General features: G+C 73.3%; 16 protein-coding genes. 6 read left to right on the top strand and 10 right to left on the bottom strand.

Annotated features, from left to right (window positions below; translation table 11 throughout):
* Positions 1-12: 12 nt before the first annotated feature.
* The 3 genes from SJY07_RS16695 to SJY07_RS16685 are packed head-to-tail and all read right to left on the bottom strand — an operon-like array spanning position 13 to position 2994.
* Positions 13-723 carry a GntR family transcriptional regulator gene (locus SJY07_RS16695; protein WP_328293105.1) on the bottom strand — a complete coding sequence of 237 codons (711 nt, stop codon included), beginning with the start codon at positions 721-723 and terminating at the stop codon, positions 13-15.
* Between the two features lie 13 nt (positions 724-736).
* On the bottom strand, positions 737-1504 hold the full coding sequence (locus SJY07_RS16690) for an aspartate/glutamate racemase family protein (RefSeq protein ID WP_380160610.1): 768 nt from the start codon (positions 1502-1504) through the stop codon (positions 737-739).
* Complete coding sequence (locus SJY07_RS16685) at positions 1504-2994, bottom strand: NCS1 family nucleobase:cation symporter-1 (protein ID WP_380160608.1); 1491 nt, start codon at positions 2992-2994, stop codon at positions 1504-1506. The genes SJY07_RS16690 and SJY07_RS16685 overlap by 1 nt, the downstream gene beginning before the upstream one ends.
* A 124-nt stretch (positions 2995-3118) precedes the next feature.
* Between SJY07_RS16685 and SJY07_RS16680 the strand changes: the two genes are divergently transcribed.
* The gene (locus tag SJY07_RS16680; protein ID WP_380160606.1) at positions 3119-3763 is read left to right on the top strand and encodes an MBL fold metallo-hydrolase; all 645 of its coding nucleotides are present in this window, start codon (positions 3119-3121) and stop codon (positions 3761-3763) included.
* A gap of 8 nt (positions 3764-3771) precedes the next feature.
* Here the strand turns inward: SJY07_RS16680 and SJY07_RS16675 are convergent, their stop codons facing one another.
* Entirely contained in the window at positions 3772-6222 is a 2451-nt protein-coding gene (locus SJY07_RS16675; RefSeq protein WP_380160604.1) for an ABC transporter, read from the bottom strand.
* Positions 6223-6268: 46 nt separating this feature from the next.
* Positions 6269-6631, bottom strand: coding sequence for a nuclear transport factor 2 family protein (locus SJY07_RS16670; protein ID WP_380160602.1), 363 nt, complete (start codon positions 6629-6631; stop codon positions 6269-6271).
* A gap of 95 nt (positions 6632-6726) precedes the next feature.
* On the opposite strand from SJY07_RS16670, the gene SJY07_RS16665 reads away from it, so the two are divergent.
* Positions 6727-7611: a LysR family transcriptional regulator gene (locus SJY07_RS16665; RefSeq protein WP_380160600.1), complete on the top strand. Its 885-nt coding sequence runs from the start codon at positions 6727-6729 to the stop codon at positions 7609-7611.
* Between the two features lie 31 nt (positions 7612-7642).
* Positions 7643-8512 carry an aminodeoxychorismate lyase gene (locus SJY07_RS16660; RefSeq protein WP_380160598.1) on the top strand — a complete coding sequence of 290 codons (870 nt, stop codon included), beginning with the start codon at positions 7643-7645 and terminating at the stop codon, positions 8510-8512.
* Positions 8513-8598: 86 nt separating this feature from the next.
* Here SJY07_RS16660 and SJY07_RS16655 read toward each other — a convergent pair whose 3' ends face one another.
* On the bottom strand, positions 8599-10017 hold the full coding sequence (locus tag SJY07_RS16655; protein ID WP_380160596.1) for a dihydrolipoyl dehydrogenase family protein: 1419 nt from the start codon (positions 10015-10017) through the stop codon (positions 8599-8601).
* A gap of 64 nt (positions 10018-10081) precedes the next feature.
* On the opposite strand from SJY07_RS16655, the gene SJY07_RS16650 reads away from it, so the two are divergent.
* Positions 10082-11233 carry a glutamate--cysteine ligase gene (locus tag SJY07_RS16650; RefSeq protein ID WP_380160594.1) on the top strand — a complete coding sequence of 384 codons (1152 nt, stop codon included), beginning with the start codon at positions 10082-10084 and terminating at the stop codon, positions 11231-11233.
* Positions 11234-11242: 9 nt separating this feature from the next.
* Here the strand turns inward: SJY07_RS16650 and ald are convergent, their stop codons facing one another.
* Positions 11243-12361: an alanine dehydrogenase gene (gene ald, locus SJY07_RS16645; RefSeq protein WP_380160592.1), complete on the bottom strand. Its 1119-nt coding sequence runs from the start codon at positions 12359-12361 to the stop codon at positions 11243-11245.
* A 113-nt stretch (positions 12362-12474) separates the two neighbouring features.
* Between ald and SJY07_RS16640 the strand changes: the two genes are divergently transcribed.
* A complete protein-coding gene (locus SJY07_RS16640) occupies positions 12475-12984 on the top strand; it encodes an Lrp/AsnC family transcriptional regulator (RefSeq protein WP_380160590.1) in 510 nt (169 codons plus the stop codon).
* A 45-nt stretch (positions 12985-13029) separates the two neighbouring features.
* On the opposite strand, the gene SJY07_RS16635 is transcribed toward SJY07_RS16640, so the two are convergent.
* Entirely contained in the window at positions 13030-15033 is a 2004-nt protein-coding gene (locus SJY07_RS16635; RefSeq protein WP_380160588.1) for a BTAD domain-containing putative transcriptional regulator, read from the bottom strand.
* A 138-nt stretch (positions 15034-15171) separates the two neighbouring features.
* On the opposite strand from SJY07_RS16635, the gene SJY07_RS16630 reads away from it, so the two are divergent.
* On the top strand, positions 15172-16368 hold the full coding sequence (locus SJY07_RS16630) for a PucR family transcriptional regulator (RefSeq protein ID WP_380160586.1): 1197 nt from the start codon (positions 15172-15174) through the stop codon (positions 16366-16368).
* Positions 16369-16404: 36 nt separating this feature from the next.
* On the opposite strand, the gene SJY07_RS16625 is transcribed toward SJY07_RS16630, so the two are convergent.
* Positions 16405-17616, bottom strand: a complete 1212-nt coding sequence (locus SJY07_RS16625; protein ID WP_380160584.1) for an acyl-CoA dehydrogenase family protein — start codon at positions 17614-17616, stop codon at positions 16405-16407.
* Positions 17613-18929, bottom strand: a complete 1317-nt coding sequence (locus SJY07_RS16620) for a glycosyltransferase (protein WP_380160582.1) — start codon at positions 18927-18929, stop codon at positions 17613-17615. The genes SJY07_RS16625 and SJY07_RS16620 overlap by 4 nt, the downstream gene beginning before the upstream one ends.
* Positions 18930-19009 lie beyond the last annotated feature (80 nt).

Below are 19009 nucleotides of genomic sequence, written 5' to 3'. Positions count from 1 at the left end.
GCACGTCCTCGCTCACCGTTCCTCCTCTGCCGTCGACGCCGTTCCGCCCGTGTCCCGTCCGCCCAGTGTGCGGTAGCGCGTCCGGCGCACCGGAGCCGCCGCCGGCGGTGAGGACGACCGGCGGGACCGGACCCGCGCGGTCAGGTTCTCCTGGTGCGCGGAGGCGGTCGCCAGCAAGGCCTCCGCGTCCCCCGCGGCGAAGGCCGCGAGCATGGCGGCGTGCTCGGCGTGCAGGTGCGCGGCCTCGGCGGGGGCGAGGTCCTCCATCGGCCGGTACGGCTCGGTGAGGTCCCAGATCCGGTCGAAGACGGCCAGCAGTCGCGGCATCGCGGACGGCCGGGTCAACGCGACGTGGAACGCACGGCTCTGGTGGTGGTACTCGCGTTCGTCCCCGTCGGCGACGGCCTGCTGCAGCTTCTCGTGGGCCTCCCGGGCGGCGGCGACGTCGCCGGGGCGGACGAGCCGGACGGCGACGGCGAGCGCCGCGAGTTCCAGCGTGCCGCGGACGTCGAAGAGTTCGGCGAGTTCCCCCTCGGCGAGCAGGGTCACGGTGTACCCGCGACGGGGTTGGTGCTCGACGAGCCCCTCCCCCACGAGCGTCATGAGCGCCTCGCGCACCGGGATGCGGCTGACGTCGTGGGTGGTGGCGAGGACGTCGACCTCCAGGGCCGAACCGGGTGGGACGATCCCCTCGACGATGTCGTTGCGGATGGCGTCCAGCACCGGACGACCGCTCCTACCGGCCGAGACCACCCGACGACCGACCTCCTCCACCCGCGCCTGCGCGCAGGGGCCATCCCCGCACGTCCTTGGCTCGGGGCGGAGCGTAGCTGCGGACCTTGGAGGTGGACAGCCCCAGGGCGACCAGCGATTCGGCGAGGCGGGCACCGGCGGCGACCCCGTCGACGACTGGCACGGCCAGCGCGGCGGTGACGGTCTCGTGGACGCCGGACATCCCCGCGCAGCCGAGCAGGACGACCTCGGCCCCGTCGTCCTCGACGAGGCGGCGCGCCTGGTCGACGAAACCCTTCGCGGTGACCTCGGGGTTCGCCTCGAGTTCCAGGACGGGCAGGTCGACGCTGCGGATGCCGACGCAGCGCCCCGCGAGGCCGGCGAGCAGCAACCGGTCGTGGATGGCGGGGGCGGCCCGGTCCAGCGAGGTGACGACCCCGTAGGTGCGGCCGAGCAGGCACGCGGTGTACGCGGCGGCCTCGGTGATGTCGACGACGGGCACGTGCAGGACGTCCTGCAACGCCTCGCGACCGACCTCGCCGAACCCTGCGTGGACGACGGCGTCGAACTCCCCGTCGTGGTTCTGGACGGCGTCGAGGACACCGACGGCGGAGAGGTAGCTCTCGTAGTTCGACTCGACCGAGGCCGGGCCGAAGGTCGGGGTGAGCGCCACGATCCTGGTCGTCGCCGACACCGCGGCCTGCGCGGAACGCCGGATGACCTCGGTCACCGCCTCGGAGGTGTTGACGTTGACGACCAGGATCGTGGGCATCAGACGGTTTCCCGGCTCGGGATGGAGTTCTTCAGGGCCAGGTAGAGCAGGAACGAGATCGCGGCCCCGATGAACCAGCTGAACGACGCGGCGGTCGGGTTGGTGAAGAACACGATGACGATGCCGATGACCGCGGCCACCGCGGTCGCTGCGACCGCGACGGGGTTCCAGCCCTTCGTGTAGTGGTAGGTGCCCTCGGGGCTCATCGTGAACAGGTCGTCGACGACGACCTGCTGCTTCTTGACCAGGTAGTAGTCGGCGATGAGGACCCCGTACAACGGCCCGATGAACGCACCCAGCGTGTCGAGGGTGTAGTGGATCGTCTCGGCCGAGTTGTAGAGGTTCCACGGCGTGATGAGGACGGAACCGACGGCGGCGATCATCCCACCCGTGCGCCAAGAGATCTTCTGCGGTGAGACGTGCGAGAAGTCGAACGCGGGTGAGACGAAGTTCGCGACGATGTTGATGCCGATGGTCGCGATGATGAAGGTCAGGCAGCCCAGGATCGCGACGGTGATGTTGTCGAGGCGGTAGACGGTCTCGACCGGGTCGGTGATGAGCTGGCCGTAGACCGGGATCGTCGCCGAGGCCGTGACGACGCAGAGGACGGCGAACACGAGGAAGTTCACCGGCAGACCGAGGAAGTTCCCCCGCTTGACGGCGGCCATCGACCTGCCGTACCGGGCGAAGTCGCCGTAGTTCAGCATCGGCCCGGAGAAGTAGGACACCACCAGCGCGATGGCCGAGATCATCATCCCCACCGCACCGATCCCGTGGTGGGTGATGTTGCCCAGGTTCAGCGAGACGTTCGAGGGGCCGGCCTCGGTCACCAGGTAGGCGGCGAGGGCGAACATGACCACGTAGACGGCGGGACCGCAGAAGTCGATGAACTTGCGGATCGCGTTCATCCCCCGCCAGAACACGAGGGCCTGCAGGACCCACATGACACCGAACGCGGCCCAGCCGATCGTGCTGAGACCGACGAACCCGTGCTGGGCCTTGTCGGCGTAGGGCGCGAGGTCAGGGTCGATCTTCAGGACGAGCAGCACGAGGGCGTTGGAGGCGAGGAAGGTCTGGATGCCGTACCAGGCCACCGCGATGAGCCCGCGGATGACGGCGGGGACATTGGCACCCAGCACCCCGAACGTGACCCGGGAGACCACGGGGTAGGGAACACCCGTCGCCTGGCTGGGCCGCGCGACGAGGTTGCAGAGGAAGTACACGATGACGATCCCGACCAGCAGCGAGATGAGCACCTGCCAGGCCGCGAGCCCGAGGGCGAAGAGGCTGCCGGCGGTCACGTACCCGCCGACGCTGTGCACGTCGGACATCCAGAAGGCGAAGAAGTTGTAGGACTTCCAGCTCTGCTGCTTCAACGGGGCGAGGTCGGAGTTCGTCAGGCGCGGGTGGTACCCGTCCTTGATGAGGCCGTCCCCTGCTGCGTGCGAATGGCCGGCGAGTTCCACCTCGGCTCGCGTCACCTCGGTCATGGCAGCTCCTGCGCTTCGTGGTGCGTGTGGGGCCCGTCTCGGGCGCACCGGCGGGACCGGCGCTGGAACGACGCTATTGACCTCAGGTTTCGCGCTTGTAACCTCGCGGATATATTCCGTGACCATGCGCGTCACGCACTTCGGCCACTCGTGCCTGCTCGTCGAGACCGGTGCCGCCCGGATCCTGGTGGACCCCGGCACCTACAGCCACGGTTTCGAGGAGCTCGAGGACCTCGACGCCGTCCTCGTCACCCACGCCCACCCCGACCACGTCGACGTCGAGCGCCTGCCGTCGTTGCTGGACAGCAACGATTCAGCGGTGCTGCACGCCGAACCGTCGACGGCGGCCTCGCTCACCGAGTCGGGTCTGCGGGCCTCGCCCCTGCACCCCGGGGACTCCGTCGTCATCGGGGGCGTCACGGTGACCGCGGTCGGCGGTCGGCACGCCGTCATCCACGCCGACATCGCCCGCATCGGCAACGTCGGCCTGGTCTTCACGGCCGAGGGTGAGCCCACGCTGTTCCACCCCGGCGACTCCTACGAGGCGGTCCCGGAGGGCGTCGACGTGCTCGCCGTCCCGTTGAACGCCCCGTGGGCCGCGTCGAAGGAGACCGTCGACTTCGTCCGCGCCGTCGGTGCCCGGGAGGGTCTGCTCATCCACGACGCCCTGCTCGCCCCGCCCGGGCGCGCCACCTACGCCGGCCACGTCCGCAACCTCGGCGGTCTCGTCGTCCGCGAGACCGAGGGCACCACGCCGCTCACCTTCTGATCACCCGCTCACCCGATCGTGCGAAGGTGGTGGGCGGTGGCGCCGACGCCCGCCGCCAGCACGTCGGCCGGGGTTCCCTGCGCGACCACGCGGCCACCGTCCTCACCGCCGCCGGGGCCGAGGTCGACCAGCCAGTCGGCGCCGAGCAGCACCGCGGCGTCGTGCTCCACCACGACGACGGTGCTGCCCGCGTCGACGAGTCCGTGCAGCAGCCGCAGCAGGCGCTCGACGTCCGCGGGGTGCAGACCGGTGGTCGGTTCGTCGAGCAGGTAGAGCGTCCCCGCCACGCTGGTGCGCTGCAGTTCCGTCGCGAGCTTGATGCGCTGGGCCTCCCCACCGGAGAGTTCGGTCGCGGGTTGACCCAGGCGCAGGTAGCCCAACCCGATGTCGCGCAGCGCGTTCAGACCGCGCAGCGCGACGGGGAGGTCGTCGAGCGCCCCGCAGGCCTCGTCGACGGTCAGGGCGAGGACGTCGGCGACGGTGAGGCCGCGGTGGGTGATCTCCAGGGTCTCCGGCGCGTAGCGGGTGCCGTGGCAGTCCGGGCAGGGCGACCACGTCCCGGGCAGGAACAGCAGCTCCACCGACAGCGCCCCCTCCCCCTTGCAGGTGGGACAGCGGCCGGCCGCGACGTTGAACGAGAACCGGCTCGCCGTCCACCGGCGGCGCCTCGCCTCGGGTTCCCGGGCGAAGGCCTCGCGGACGGCGTCGAACAACCCCGTGTACGTCGCTAGGTTCGAGCGCGGGGTGCGCCCGATCGGGCGCTGGTCGACGCGCACCAGCCGGGTGACCCCGTCGAGGCCGGTGGCGCCGCGCACGACGGGGCGCTCCCCCGTCGGTCCGTCCGCCTCGTCGGAACCGTCGGACTCGGTGGGCTCCTCGCTCCCCAGGTGGTCCGTGACGACGTCGGCGACGATCCCCGCCAGCGTAGACTTCCCCGCCCCGGACACCCCCGAGACCGCGGTGAACACCCCCAGCGGGAGGTCGACGTCGAGGTCCCGGACGGTGTGCGAGGAGGCCCCGGTGAGGCCGAGCCACCCCGTCGGGGTCCTCGCGGGCCTCCGCAGCCCGGGACGGAACCCCGGGGCCAGGAACTCCCGGGTCACCGACTCCGCGACGTCCTGCAGACCCGCGACCGGGCCGGAGTGCAGGACCCGGCCACCGGCCGACCCTGCTCCCGGCCCCACGTCGACGAGCCAGTCCGCCGAGCGGACGACGGCCATGTCGTGCTCGACGACGAGCACGCTGTTCCCGGCGTCGCGCAGGCCGGCGAGGACGTCCAGCAGCGCGACGGTGTCCGCCGGGTGCAACCCCGCCGAGGGTTCGTCCAGGACGTAGACCACGCCGAACAACCCCGACCGCAGTTGCGTGGCGAGCCGCAACCGCTGCAGCTCCCCGGTGGAGAGGGTCGGCACCGTGCGGTCGAGGGCGAGGTAGCCCAGACCCAGGTCGACCACGGCGGCGGCGCGGGCGAGCAGGTCGCGCACGATGACGTGCGCCGGCCCGTCGGCGGGGACGTCGGCGCCACCGAGGGCCTCGACGAGGCGGCGCACCGGCAACCCGGCCAGCTCGACGACGTCGTGCCCCGCGAAGGTCACCGCCAGCGCCTCGGGCCGCAACCGGCGACCACCGCACGCCGGGCACGGTGTGGCCTGCAGGAAACCCCGCAGCCGGTCCTTCGTGCTCGCCGACCCCGTCGTCGCGAAGGTGCGCATGACGTGGTCGCGCACGCTGGTCCAGGTGCCCTGGTAGGGACGCTGGATGCGGTGCGCCTCGCGCACGGGGTGCACCGTCACGACGGGTTTCTCGTCGGTGAAGAGGATCCAGTCGCGGTCCGCGCGGGGCAGGTCGCGCCAGGGGGCGTCGACGTCGTGGCCGAGGGTCGCGAGGACGTCCCGGAAGTTCTTGCCCTGCCAGGCCCGCGGCCACGCGGCGATCGCCCCGTCCCGGATGCTCAGGGACGGGTCGGGGACGACGGACTCCTCGGTGACCGAGAACTCCGTGCCGACCCCGTGACAGCGCGGGCAGGCGCCCACCGCGGTGTTGGGTGAGAACGCGTCGGAGTCGAGCCGCGACGCACCTGCCGGGTAGTCACCGGCCCGCGACAGCAGCATCCGCAACGAGTTCGACAACGTCGTGACCGTGCCCACGGTGGACCGTGGCGACGACCCGGACCGGTTCTGCTGCAGGGCGACCGCCGGGGGAACGCCGGTCACGGCGTCGACGTGCGGCGCCGCGACCTGCTGGATCAGGCGCCGGGCGTACGGCGCGACGGACTCGAGGTAGCGCCGCTGCGCCTCGGCGTAGATCGTGCCGAAGGCCAACGACGACTTCCCCGAACCAGACACCCCGGTGAACGCGACGACCGCACCGCGGGGTAGGTCGACGTCGACGTCGCGCAGGTTGTGGTCGCGGGCACCGCGGACGTGGAGGAAGTCGTCGCGCTGGGAGTCGTCGGGCACCCGTCCACCGTAGGGGCGGCGCAGCGGCGTCGTACCGGGGGGAAGGTCACCCCAGCAGCGGGCGCGGGTCGAAGACGACCCGGATGCGGTCGATCCCGTCCGGGCCGACGTGCATCCGGTTCACCACGGGGAACGGATCGACGCCGTCGAGGCGGGTCCGCATCTCGAACCAGGTGACGACCTCGTCGCCGTCGACCAGCAGCTTCTCCACCACGACCTCCTCGAGGAAGCCCTCGCGCATGCCGAACAGCCCGGCGACGCACTCGTCGGGTCCGTCCGCGACGCCCATCGGACCCCGGAAGGACACCTGCGGGTCGAACAGGCCGCGCAGGGCCTCGGCGTCCCCGGCGTTCCAGCCGCGGAAGTAGTCCTCGGCGTGCTCACGTGCGGTGGCCCCTGCAGTGGTCATCGTGATCTCCTCTCGTCGTCCTGGTCCTCCGAGCCTGCTCCGGCTCGAGCCAGAAGTCCAAGACCGGTTCGTGACCGCTGCCATACGATGCGGTGATGGAGCTGAGGGCACTGCAACACTTCGTCGCCGTCGTCGACGAGGGGGGTTTCACCCGCGCCGCGGCGAAGCTGCGGGTCGCCCAACCCGGGGTCAGCGCCCAGGTCCGCAACCTCGAACGCGAACTGGGACAGGCGTTGTTCGAACGCCACGCCCGCGGCGCGACCCTCACCGCCGCGGGGCAGGTCGCGCTCCCGCACGCCCGGGCGGCCCTGGCCTCGGCCGCCGCGGTGGCCGACGACGTCGCCGCGCTCACCGGGTTGCTGCGCGGGACGCTGCGGGTCGGGATGCTGCTCTCCAGCAGCGGGATGCAGATGCCCGCCCTCCTGCGGGAGTTCCGCGACCTCGCCCCCGCCGTCGAACTCCGGGTGACCGAGGACGACGCGGCGAACCTGCTCATCGCCGTGCGGGAGGGGACGCTCGACGTCGTGTGGACGGCGACCGCGGACCGCGAGCTCGACGACCTGACCGGGGTCACCGTCGCCCACGAACCCCTCGCCGCGCTGGTCGCCACGGACCACCGGTGGGCCCGCCGTCGCACGGTGACCCTCGCCGAACTGTGCGGGGAACCGTTGCTGTCGGTCCCGCCCGGCGGGGGTCTGCGCACGGTGCTGGACGAGACCTGCGCCGCCCACGGCCTGACGTACCGGATCGCCCTGGAGGCGAACTCCCCCGTCCTGCTGGCGTCCCTGGCCGCGCAGGGGCTCGGCGTGGCCCTCGTTCCCGCCTCGTTCGCCGACTCCTCCACGGGAGACACCGTGCACCCGCTGCGGATCGTGCGGCCGGGGCTGGTGGGCCGGGTGCAGGTGCTCTGGCGGCGGGAGAACCCCTCGCCCGCGACGCGCGCGTTCACCCGGCTCGTGACGCACACCACCCACGGCTGACGGCCCGGCCGCCGGCGGGCAGGATGGTGACGTGTCCAGTCCCGTCCTGTTCCTGATGTCGACCGGCCCCGACGGCACGACGGCGTTCGCGCCGGCCGACCCGAGCGCCCCGCACCTGCGCGTCGACGACCTCGGCGCCACCCGCGGCGACGGGATCTTCGAATCGGTGAACGTCGTCGGCGGCGTCGCGCAGAGCCTGCGCCACCACCTCGACCGGTTCGCGCGCTCCGCCGCGATGGTCGACCTCCCCGCCCCCGACGCGACCGCGTGGGCCGTCGCGCTGAAGCAGGCCGTGGCTGCGCACGACCCGGTGCCCGAACTGCTGGTGAAGCTGATCATGACCCGCGGGGTCGAGGGCAGCGGTGTCCCCACCGGCTGGGTGCACGCGTTCGTCGCCGCCGACCACACCCGCGAACGGGTCGAGGGCATCGACGTCCTGGCCCTGGAACGCGCCTACCCCAGCGACGTGATGACGCGGGCGCCCTGGCTGCTGCAGGGAGCCAAGACGTTGTCCTACGCGCTGAACATGGCCGCGTTGCGCCACGCCCGCGCCCGGGGCGCCCACGACGTCGTGTTCCTGGCCTCCGACGGCGAGGTCCTCGAGGGCCCGAACTCGACCGTCGTCGCCGTCTTCGGCGACCGCTGGGTCACGACACCACCGGAACTCGGCATCCTCGAGGGGACGACCCAGGGCCGCGCCTTCGACTTCGCGCAGCAGCGCGGCGACCGGACCGAGATCGGGCACCTCGGCCTGGCGGACCTGCACTCCGCCGACGCGCTGTGGCTGGTCTCCAGCGGCCGCCTCAGCGCCCCCGTCCGCAGCGTCGACGGCACCCCCCGCCCCGTCGACGTCGTGCTGTCCGCCGAACTGCTGCAGCACCTGCTCACCGTCCACGACTGAGCCGCCGGGGTTGTGGGTCGTGGTCACCACGCGCCGAACCTACTGGCGTGTGGTGACCACGACCCGAAACCGCGGCCACGGGACGACTACAGGCCGTAGGTCTCCAGCAACCGCAGCCAGACCTCGCTCACCGTGGGGTAGCTCGGGACGGCGTGCCAGAGCCGCTCCAACGGCACCTCGCCGACGATCGCGACCGTCGCGGCGTGCAGCAGTTCGGCGACGTCCTGCCCGACGAACGTCACGCCGACGATCACTGTGCGCTGCTCGTCGACGACCATCCGCGCCTTCCCGACGTAGCCGTCGGCGACCAGGGAGGCGCCCGCGACGTTGCCGAGGTCGTAGTCGACGACCTTGACGTCGAGGCCCTGCTCGCGGGCCTGGGCGGCGGTCAACCCGACCTGCGCGACCTCGGGATCGGTGAACACGACCTGCGGGACGGCGTGGTGGTCGGCCGTCGCGGTGTAGCGCGACCACGGGGGCGTCTCGATCGGCCCGGCGGCCCGGGCGGCGATCGCGTCACCGGTGGCGCGGGCGTCGTACTTGCCCTGGTGGGTGAGCTTCACGCGGCCGGACACGTCGCCCGTCGCGTACAGCCAGGAGCCTTCGACCCCGGCGACGAGTCCGGTGTCGTCGACCTCGAGGGATCCGCCGTCCTGCAGCCCGACGGTCTCCAGCCCGATGCCGCTGGTGGCGGGGCGACGTCCGGTGGCGACGAGGAACTCGTCGGCGTCGACGGTCGAACCGTCGCCCAGGGTCACGTGCACGCCGCTGTCGTCCCGGGAGACCCGCGCGAGCTCGGCGCCCGTGCGGACGTCGATCCCGTCGGCGCGCAACGCCTCCGCGACCATCTCGCCGGCGAAGTCCTCCTGCCCGGCCAGCAGCCCGGAGCGCACGAGGAGGGTGACCTGCGACCCCAGACGCGCCCAGGCCTGCGCGAGTTCGCAACCGACGACGCCACCACCGATCACGGCCAGGCGCGCGGGCACGCTCTTCGCGCTCGTCGCCTCCCGGCTCGTCCAGACCCGGGAGTCCGCGAGTCCCGGGACGTCGGGCAGGACGGGCACGGAACCGGTCGACACCACGACGGCCTGACGGGCGGTCAGCTCCACCGTTCCCTCCGCCGTCTCGACGGAGACCGTCCGCGTTCCGGTCAGCCGCGCGGTCCCCCGCACCAGACCGAGTCCTGCGGAGTCCAGCCACGTCGCCTGGCTGCTGTCGTCCCAGCCGCTGGTGAAGCCGTCGCGGCGTTCCAGGACCTTCGCCGCGTCCAGGGACCCGGTCACGGCCTCGGCCGCGCCCTTCAGCCGCTGCGCCGCGGCGAGCGCCTGCCCGGAGCGCAGCAGAGCCTTCGACGGCATGCACGCCCAGTACGAGCACTCACCGCCGACGAGCTCCTTCTCCACCACCACGACGTCCAGCCCCGTCCGCCCGGCCCGGTCGGCGACGTTCTCGCCCACCGCCCCGGCTCCGATGACCACGACGTCGACCTCTCGCTGAGTGCTCACGCTCGCGACGCTAGGGCAAGCCCGTCGTGCGGCGACAGGGGCCCCGGTGTGGTGTGATCGTCGCGTGGGTCGACGTGACGTGGAGTTCAACGCCTCCCCCCGCCCGACGCTGGGCGTCGAGTGGGAGATGGTGCTCGTCGACCGGTCCTCGCGCGACCTCGCCTCCCGCGCCTCGGAGGTGCTGGACGCGGTCGACCGCGAGGACTCCCCGACGGGGCCGCGGATCACCAAGGAACTGCTGCGCAACACCCTCGAGATCGTCACCGGCGTCTGCGACACCGTCGGGGACGTCGTCGAGGACCTCTCGGGTTCCATCGCGGCGATCCGCCGGGTGAGCGATCCGCTGGGCCTGGAGCTGATGTGCGCGGGGACCCACCCCTTCGCGCGCTGGGACGAGCAGCAGGTCACCCCCGACGAGCGCTACGCGGAACTGCTGGAACGCACCCAGTGGTGGGGCCGCCAGATGCTCATCTGGGGCGTCCACGTCCACGTCGGCGTCAACTCGGTGCACAAGGTCCTGCCGATCCTCAACACCCTGCTGAACCACTACCCGCACCTGCAGGCCCTCTCCGCGAGTTCGCCGTACTGGACGGGCTTCGACACCGGCTACGCCAGCAACCGCGCGCAGATGTTCCAGCAGCTGCCGACGGCGGGGCTGCCGTTCCAGTTCGGCGCCTGGGGCGAGTTCGAGACCTACGTCGACGACATGCTGGTGACCGGCGTCATCGACGGTCTCTCCGACGTGCGCTGGGACATCCGCCCCTCCCCGAAGTTCGGCACGATCGAGGTCCGGGTCTGCGACGGGACCCCGACCATGCGGGAACTGCGGGCCGTGACCGCGCTCATCCACTGCCTCGTCGTGCACCTCGACGACCGGCTCGAGGCCGGCGAGGAACTCCCGACGATGCCGCCGTGGCACGTCCAGGAGAACAAGTGGCGCGCCTCCCGCTACGGCCTCGACGCCGAGATCATCGTCGACGGCGCAGGCCGCGAGCGCCTGGTCACCGACGACCTCACGGACTGGCTGAACCGCCTGGAACCCGTCGCCCGGCGGCTGGGGTGCGCCGACGACCTCGCCCTGGTCGCAGAGATCCCCCGCCGCGGCGCGAGCTACCAGCGGCAGCGCCGCACGTTCGCGGAAGCCTGCGAGCGGGGCGCCGAGAACCCGTTGCACGACGTCGTCGACTCCCTCGTGCGGGAGATGCACGAGGCCTGACGGTGGGTGTCAGCCCGCCAGCGCCTCGGCCACCGTGATCGCCGGAAGGCCGTGCGCCGCAGCGACTTCGGCGTTGGCGACGGAACCCGCGTGGGTCGAGAGCCCACCGGCGAGCGCGGCGTCCGCGGTCAGCGCCGCCTTCCAGCCGCGGTCGGCGAGCTTCACGACGTAGGGCAGCGTCGCGTTCGTCAGGGCGTACGTCGACGTGTGCGGGACGGCACCCGGCATGTTGGCGACGCAGTAGAACACCGACCCGTGCACGGTGAACGTCGGATCGTCGTGGGTGGTGGGGCGGGAGTCCTCGAAGCAGCCGCCCTGGTCGATGGCGATGTCGACGAGGACCGACCCGGGACGCATCTGCGCGACGAGGTCGTTGCTGACGAGTTTCGGCGCCTTCGCCCCGGGGACCAGCACCGCACCGATGACCAGGTCCGCGGCCCGCACGGCGCGGGCGAGTTCGTAGGAGTTCGAGACGATGGTGCGGACGGCACCGCCGAAGCGGGCGTCGACCTCGCGCAGCTTGGGCAGCGACAGGTCGAGCACGGTCACCTCGGCCCCCATGCCGAGCGCGATCTGCGCGGCGTTCTGACCGGAGACGCCGGCGCCGATGACGACGACGTCGGCCCCGCGGACGCCGGGGACCCCGCCCATGAGGACGCCCCGGCCACCGGCAGCACGCATCAACGAGTAGGCACCCACCTGCGGCGCGAGGCGGCCGGCGACCTCGCTCATGGGGGCGAGCAGCGGCAGCGAACGGTCGGCGAGCTGAACCGTCTCGTAGGCGATCGCGGTGGTGCCGGACACGAGCAGCGCGTCGGTGCACTCGCGGGACGCCGCGAGGTGGAGGTAGGTGAACAGCACCTGGTCGGCGCGGAGGCGGTGGTACTCCTGCGCGATGGGCTCCTTGACCTTGAGCAGCAGGTCGGCGCCGCCCCAGACCTCGTCGACGTCGGCGAGGACCTTCGCGCCCGCGGCCTCGTAGTCCTGGTCGGGCAGGGAGCTGCCGAGGCCGGCGCCGGCCTCGACGAGGACCTCGTGGCCGTGACCGACGAGTTCGTGGACCCCGGCCGGGGTCAGCGCCACGCGGTACTCGCGGTTCTTCACCTCACGGGGGACGCCGATGCGCATGGTGCTCTCCTCAGGTCGGTCGGTGGTGACGGGTCGGTCGCTCTCCATCCAGGGTGAAGAGGGTTCGAGGGGACGGCAAGCAACCTGCAGGAGATTCGTGGGAGGGTCGGTTCGTGGCAGATCCTTCGACAGACCGCCCCCTCAACGCGCTGTCGCCGAAGAAGCTGCAACGGGTGGTGGACCCCGTCGACCGCGCGATCCTGCGCGTCCTGGCCGAGGACGCCCGCACCACCAACGCGGCCCTGGCCCAGCAGGTTGGGATCGCCGCCTCGACCTGCCTGCTGCGGGTCCGGGCGCTGCGCGAGTCGGGGGTCATCCGGGGTTTCCACGCCGACGTCGACCCCGCGGCCCTCGGGCTCGACCTGCAGGCGATGATCGCCGTGAAGCTCGCCGCCCACGCGCGCGGCAGCATGGGGCCCTTCGTGGCCCGGATGCGGCGGCGCCCCGAGGTCCTCGACGTCTACTTCGTCGCCGGGGCCGACGACTACCTGCTGCACGTGGCGGTGGAGAGCACCGCGGCCCTGCGCGACTTCGTCGCCGAGCACCTCTCCCACGACGCCGACGTGGGCCTCACCGAGACGAGCCTGATCTTCGAGCACACCCGCGGGGTGGGGCGCGGTTAGGACCGGGTCCACGCCGCCGGTCCAGGCGCCGGTCCAGGCGCCGGTTCAGGCGACGGGCAGCGCGACCAGGAACTCCTGCAGGACCGGAACCGGCAGGTCACGGCGAGCCGTGCCCAGGCTGCGCAACGAGGCCCCGGCGGACGGCGTCCGCTCGCGCAGCGCCTGCGCGTGGTGCTCGACGAGGCGTTGCAGCGCAGCGCGGCAGCGGTCGTGGTCGGCGACCCAGGCCTGCCGGCGGGCGAACGCCTTGACCAGGCCGGGGAAGCGGTAGCGGCCACCGGGTTCGGCCCGCAGGAGGTGGGCGTCGACCAGTTCCTCCAGCACCCCGCGGGCGTGGACCGGGGCGACGTCGAGCACCGCGGCGGCGGCACCGCCGTCGAGCCAGGCGCAGTCGGGCACCGCGAGCAGGCAGAACGCCTGCCCCAGTTCGTGTCCCAGGCTGTCCTGCACTCGTTGCAGCGGCGCGTCGACGATCGCGCAGTCGGCGGCCATCACCACCGGTTCGCGCAGGTCGTCGGCGAGCTGGGCCGCGATCTGGGCGATGCTCCACCCCGGCCGGTCCAGCAGGCGCGCGGCCGCGACGCGCACCGCCAGCGGCAGGTGCGAACACGCGGCGACCACCTGCTCGGACACCTCCCGCTCGGCGAGGACCCGCTCGTGGCCGGCCACCGCTCCCAGCAGCTCGAGCGACTCCTCCGCGGGCAACGGCCCGACGGTGGTCCAGCGCACCGGGGACAACGCGGGCAGCCGCCGGGCGCTGGTGAACAGGACGGCGCTGCCGGCTCCGGCGGGCAGCAGGTCCCGCACCGTCTCCGCCGTGGTGACGTGGTCCAGCAGCAGCAGGAGGCGCCGTCCGTCGGTCACCGTGCGCCAGGTCGCGATCCGTTCGGCGCGCGCCTCGGGGACCGCGTGCGGTGCGGTCCCCAGCGCGCGCAGGAACGCACCCAGCACGTCGTGCGCGTTCACCGGGCCCGCACCGCCGCGGAGATCGGCGTAGAGCTGACCGTCGGGGAAGCTCCCCCGCACCCGGTGCGCGACCTGCACGGCCAGGGCGCTCGTCCCGGTTCCGCCCAGCCCGGTGAGACCCTCGACCACGAGCCGGCCCGCGTCCGGCAGGGACGCCGCCAACCGGTCGAGGAGTTCCGCCCGTCCCACGAACGGCTCGGCCCGCGGCGGCAGCTGCGCCGGAACTCCGGCGGGCGCCCCACCCGGGGCGTTGGCGTCGGGGCGGCGGGTCGCGATCCGTCCCGCCAGCGCGGGGTCGGCCCGCAACACCTTCTCGTGCAACGACTGCAGACCGGGACCGGGGTCGACACCGAGTTCGGCGGCGAGGAACTCGTGCGCCCCGCGGTAGGTGGCGAGCGCCTCCGCCTGACGGCCGCTGCGGTAGAGGGCGAGCATCAGCAGTTCCCGGCGGCGTTCGCGCAGCGGTTCCGCGGCCACGGCGTCCACCAGCTCGGCGACGGTTCCGGGCCCGGGCCCGGCCGTCTCGAGCTCGGCCGCCCACAGGTCCTCCACCGCGTCGGCGTGCAGCAGTTCCAGGTGGGCGCGGCGAGCGGTCAGGTACGGGCCGTCCACCCCGGCCAGCGCACGACCGGTCCACCGCGCCAGGGCCGTGCGCAACCGCTCGTGCGCCAGGGAGTCCCGCCCCTCGCGCACGGCGGCGCGGGCCGCGGCGACCTCACCGCGGAACAGGTCCACGTCCACCACCCCCGGCGGCAGGAACAGGCCGTACCCCCCGGAACGGGACTCCAGCCGGACCTCGCCGTCGGCTCCGCAGGCGGTGAGGACCCGCCGCAGGCGGGAGACGTAGGTGCGGACCGTCGTGCGCGCCCCGGTGGGGGCCTCGCCGTCCCAGAGCGCCTCGACGAGTTCCTCGACGGGGACCACCTGCTGAGACCGCAGCACGAGGACCGCCCAGAGGGCCCGCTGCTGAGGGGTGCCGAGGTCCACGTCCGTGCCGCACCAGCGCATCGAGACCGCACCGAGGACCGTCAGTTCGAGGTCCGGTGCGGGCTCCCGGTCCTGCCGGGAGACGTCGTGGGGCACGGGACGGTCCTCTCGAGTGCGCGGTGGGTGTGCTCGTAGGGTGAGCGCTCGGGCCCCCGCGGGGACAGAGCTGCAGCGCCAGAGATGGACGGCCCCACCTTGTGGATCTCACAAGGTCCACGGCTGGAGGGGGAACCGGTGACCGGAACGTCCGAGCGGACCGAGCGCGGGGCCGACCGGCCCCCGATCACGACGCTGACGGAACTCTTCACCCGCGCCCAGGACAGCGTTCCCGCCCTGACCCTGGAGGTCATCGACCTCATCCACGACCGGGTGGCGGAGTACGGCTCGACGACGGTGACCCAGCAGATCGGGCACACCGAGGGGCAGCTCCGCGACTTGGTGACCGGGCTGGCCTGCGGTCGGGGCCCCGACGACCGCGAACTCGGAGCGGCTCGCGACCTGGGCCGGCAGCGGGCCCTCGACCGCGTCCCGCTGCACGCACTGATCAGCGCCTTCCAGGTCGGTTTCCAGCGGCTCTGGGCCCACCTGCAGGAACTCGCCCGGGAGTCCGGGCGCCAGGAGCTGCAGCTGGACCTGCTGGCGGGCGTCGACGGCGTCTGGTCCTGGATGCAGGCCATCACCGCGGCCGCCTCCCAGGCCCACAGCGAGGCCACCGTGGCCCTGGAGGCGGTCGACATCCGCTCCACCCACCGCTTCGTGCAGGCCCTCAGCCAGGGCGACGTCGAACGCGACGTCGCCGAACGCGCCGCGGTCAGCCTGGGCTACGACCTCGCGGGGCAGTTCCAGGTGGTGTGCTGGTCGGTCGGCGGCTGGTCGGAACTGCAGGTGCAGCGCTGGCACGAACGCGACGGGGTACCGCGGCCGGCGACGCAGCACCTGCAGGTCGCCGGCGTCGGGCAGACCATGGTCGCCGTCCTGCAGGGCACGGACCCCGCGAAGCTCGTCGCCCGGGTCCACCGGGTCGACCCCGCCGCCCGGGTCGGCGTGGGCCTGAGCCGTCCGGGCGTCCCGGGGGCGGTCGACAGCTACCGCGACGCCGTCCTCTGCCTGGCCCACGCCGACCCCCGCCGACCGGTCGTGGCCTTCGAGCAGTGGTGGCTCCCGGTCAGCCTGAGCGAGCAGGCCCCGCGGTTGCGCCAGGTGCTCGAACCCGGCCTGCGGGCCGCCGTGGACAACCCGCACCTGCTCCAGACGGTCACCGCCTTCGCCGACGCGGGGTCGTCGCTGTCGGCCACGGCGAGCGCCCTGCACGTGCACGTCAACACCGTCCGCTACCGCCTCGACCGCTGGCGGACGCTGACCGGGTGGGACCCGACGACGTGGGACGGGTTGTGCCGCACGCTCCTGGTCGACTGGACCCGCGACGGGTGACCCGCAACGAGCGGCCCCGAAGCGGTCGACCCGCGGTCAGACGAACGCCGCCACCTGCTCCTGCGAGCCCAGCAGGGTGCGGGCGTAGACGTCGACGTTGAGCCCCGGGGCGAGCAGCGGGTGGCGGGAGAGGACCTCCACGTCGCGCCAGACGGCCTGCAGCGGGTTGCCCGCGGCGAAGGAGCGGGCCCCGCCGGCGTCGAGCAGGTGCCCCAACGCCACGCGCGTGGAGACGGTGATCGTGGCCAGGTCCGCCCGCACGCGCGCCCGGGTCGCGACGTCGAGCTGACGTCCCTCCCGCGCCCCCCGCTCGATGTCGCCGGTGGCGCGGGCCAGGTGCAGGCCGGCGGTGTCCACCAGCCGGGCGGCGCTCGCCACGTCGAACCGCACGCCCGGCGCGTCCCGCGCGTCGGCGTAGGTGGAGGAGGCGAGCAGACGGCCCTCCCCGAGGGCGTCGAGCACGAGCTCGAGACCGGCGCGCGCCATCCCCACCAGGACGGCACCGGCGCACACGCCCAGGGCCGAGTAGGCGGTCGTCGACCGCAGGGGGTCGGCCGCGTCGGGCGCGCCCGACCCGAGGAGGGCCCCGAACGGCGCGCAACGCCGCTGTGGCACGAAGACGTCCTCCGCGACGGCGGTGTCGCTGCCCGTGCCCGCCATCCCGACGACGTCCCAGGTGGGTTCGACGCCCAGCGCCTCGACGGGGACGAGAACCGCCTCCACCGCGGGCCGTTCGTCCTGGGCGTCCGGAGTGTCTGGGGTGTCCGGAGTGTCGCGGACGAGGACGGGCAGCAACGCCCACCGCGCGTGGTGGATGCCCGACATCGGCTGCCAGCGTCCGCTGACCCGCAACCCGCCGGGGACGCGTCGGCCGGTGCCGGTGGGGAAGAAGCTCCCGCACACGCCGGCGCGCGGGTCGTCGGCCCACAGCTCCTCGCGACCGGCCACGGGGAACCGGGAGGCGAGCAGGCCGGCGCCGGAGAGGATCACCGCGCACCACGCGGCCGACCCGGACCCGCGGGCCAGTTCGGCGTGCACGTCCACGGCGGTCGCGATCGAGGCGCCGAGGCCACCGAGGGCGGCGGGGGCGTGCAGGGCGAAGAACCCCGCCTCGCGCAGGGAGCGCGCGTCTGCCGGGGTCAGGCGGTGCCCCCGTTCCGCCGCCGGTGCCCCTGCACGCAGCGCCGGGACGAGATCGCAGGCGGCCGCCACGAGGTGGTCGCGGGCGGCCGGTCGGGTGTCGTTCACGGGGTCCTCCTCGGGTCGGTTCCGGCGTGCGTGACCGTTCCGAGCGGGCGACGGGCGCTGGTCGCCAGCTCGATCTCCGTCGCCGCGGCCCGGGCACCGTCCTCCTGCCCCAGGGCGGCACCGATCGAGCGTGCACGTCCGGCGGCCGCCTCGGTCAGGACGCCGCGGAGGGCCTCGACCAGCCGGGGGGCCGTCAGGTCGCGGAACGGGAACCAGGCGCCGATGCCGAGGTCGTGCAGGCGTCCGCCCCAGAAGGGCTGGTCGAAGGAGACGGCGCAGACGACGGTCGGCAGCCCGGCGGTCACGGAGGCCGCCGTCGTCCCGGCGCCCCCGTGGTGAACCGCGGCGGCGCAGCGCGGGAACAGCAGCGTGTGGTCCACCGGCCCGACGACGCGGACCCGCTCCGTCGCGTCCGCCGCGGCGAGGTCGGTCCACCCGGCCCCCACCAGCCCGCGGACCCCCAGTTCCCGGCACACGGCCTGCACCAGGGCGAAGAGGGCGGCGGGATCGGCGACGGGCATGCTGCCGAACCCGAAGAACACCGGCGCCTCGCCCGCGCGCAGCCACTCCTCCAGGTCCGCGTCCCACGTCGCCTCGCCCCAGCGCTCCCGTTGCTCCGGCGTCGCCGAGACGGGCCCGGTGAGCGGGAACCGCGGCGACCAGGATCTCAGTTCCGGGACCAGCGCCTCGCCGTAGGCCTGCAGTTCCAGCGCACCGGCCTGCGCCAGGCGCCGGGCGATCGGGACGGTGGTCGCGGGCAGGCCCACGGAGCGGCGGAAGGCGTTGGTGTAGCCCGCGGTGGCCTTCTGCTCCCACCGGGCGTACAGGGCGTGGGTCGCCCGGTTCAGGGGCCGGGGAACGCGTCGCCGCGTCAGCATGAACGACGGGAAGGCGGAGTTCGCCCGTCGGGGGGCGTGGTGGATCGCGACGACCGCGGCCCCCGACGCCTCGGCCAGGCACGACGCCTCGTCCAGCAGCAGGGTGTTCGAGACGATGACGTCCGCGCCCTCGCAGGCCCGGACCATCGCGGGGTGCAGGACGTCCGCGTGGACGGCCTTCATCCGCACGAAACCCTCCAGGTACTGGTGGACGTCGGAGTTCCGGAGGAACTCCTGGCCCTGGTCGGAGCGGAGGAACGCGCGCATGTCGAACCCGAACGGGACCACGGGGAGGCCGAGGGCCTCACCGAAGTGGGTGAGGTCGTCGGTGGTGGCCAGCACGACCTCGTGGCCGCGGCGGACCAGTTCGGCTCCGAGGACGGCGGCCGGCTGGACGTCGCCGCGGGAACCCATGGCCAGGAGTGTGATGCGCACGGTCAGCCCACCTCGGTTCCGCGGAGTGCTGCGGGCGGACGGTACCGCCCCGCACGGGTCGGGGTTCGGGTGACGGTGAC

The organism is Kineococcus sp. R86509 (assembly GCF_042466365.1).
Taxonomy (GTDB): Bacteria; Actinomycetota; Actinomycetes; order Actinomycetales; family Kineococcaceae; genus Kineococcus.
This window is presented reverse-complemented; position numbering and strand designations above follow the sequence as displayed.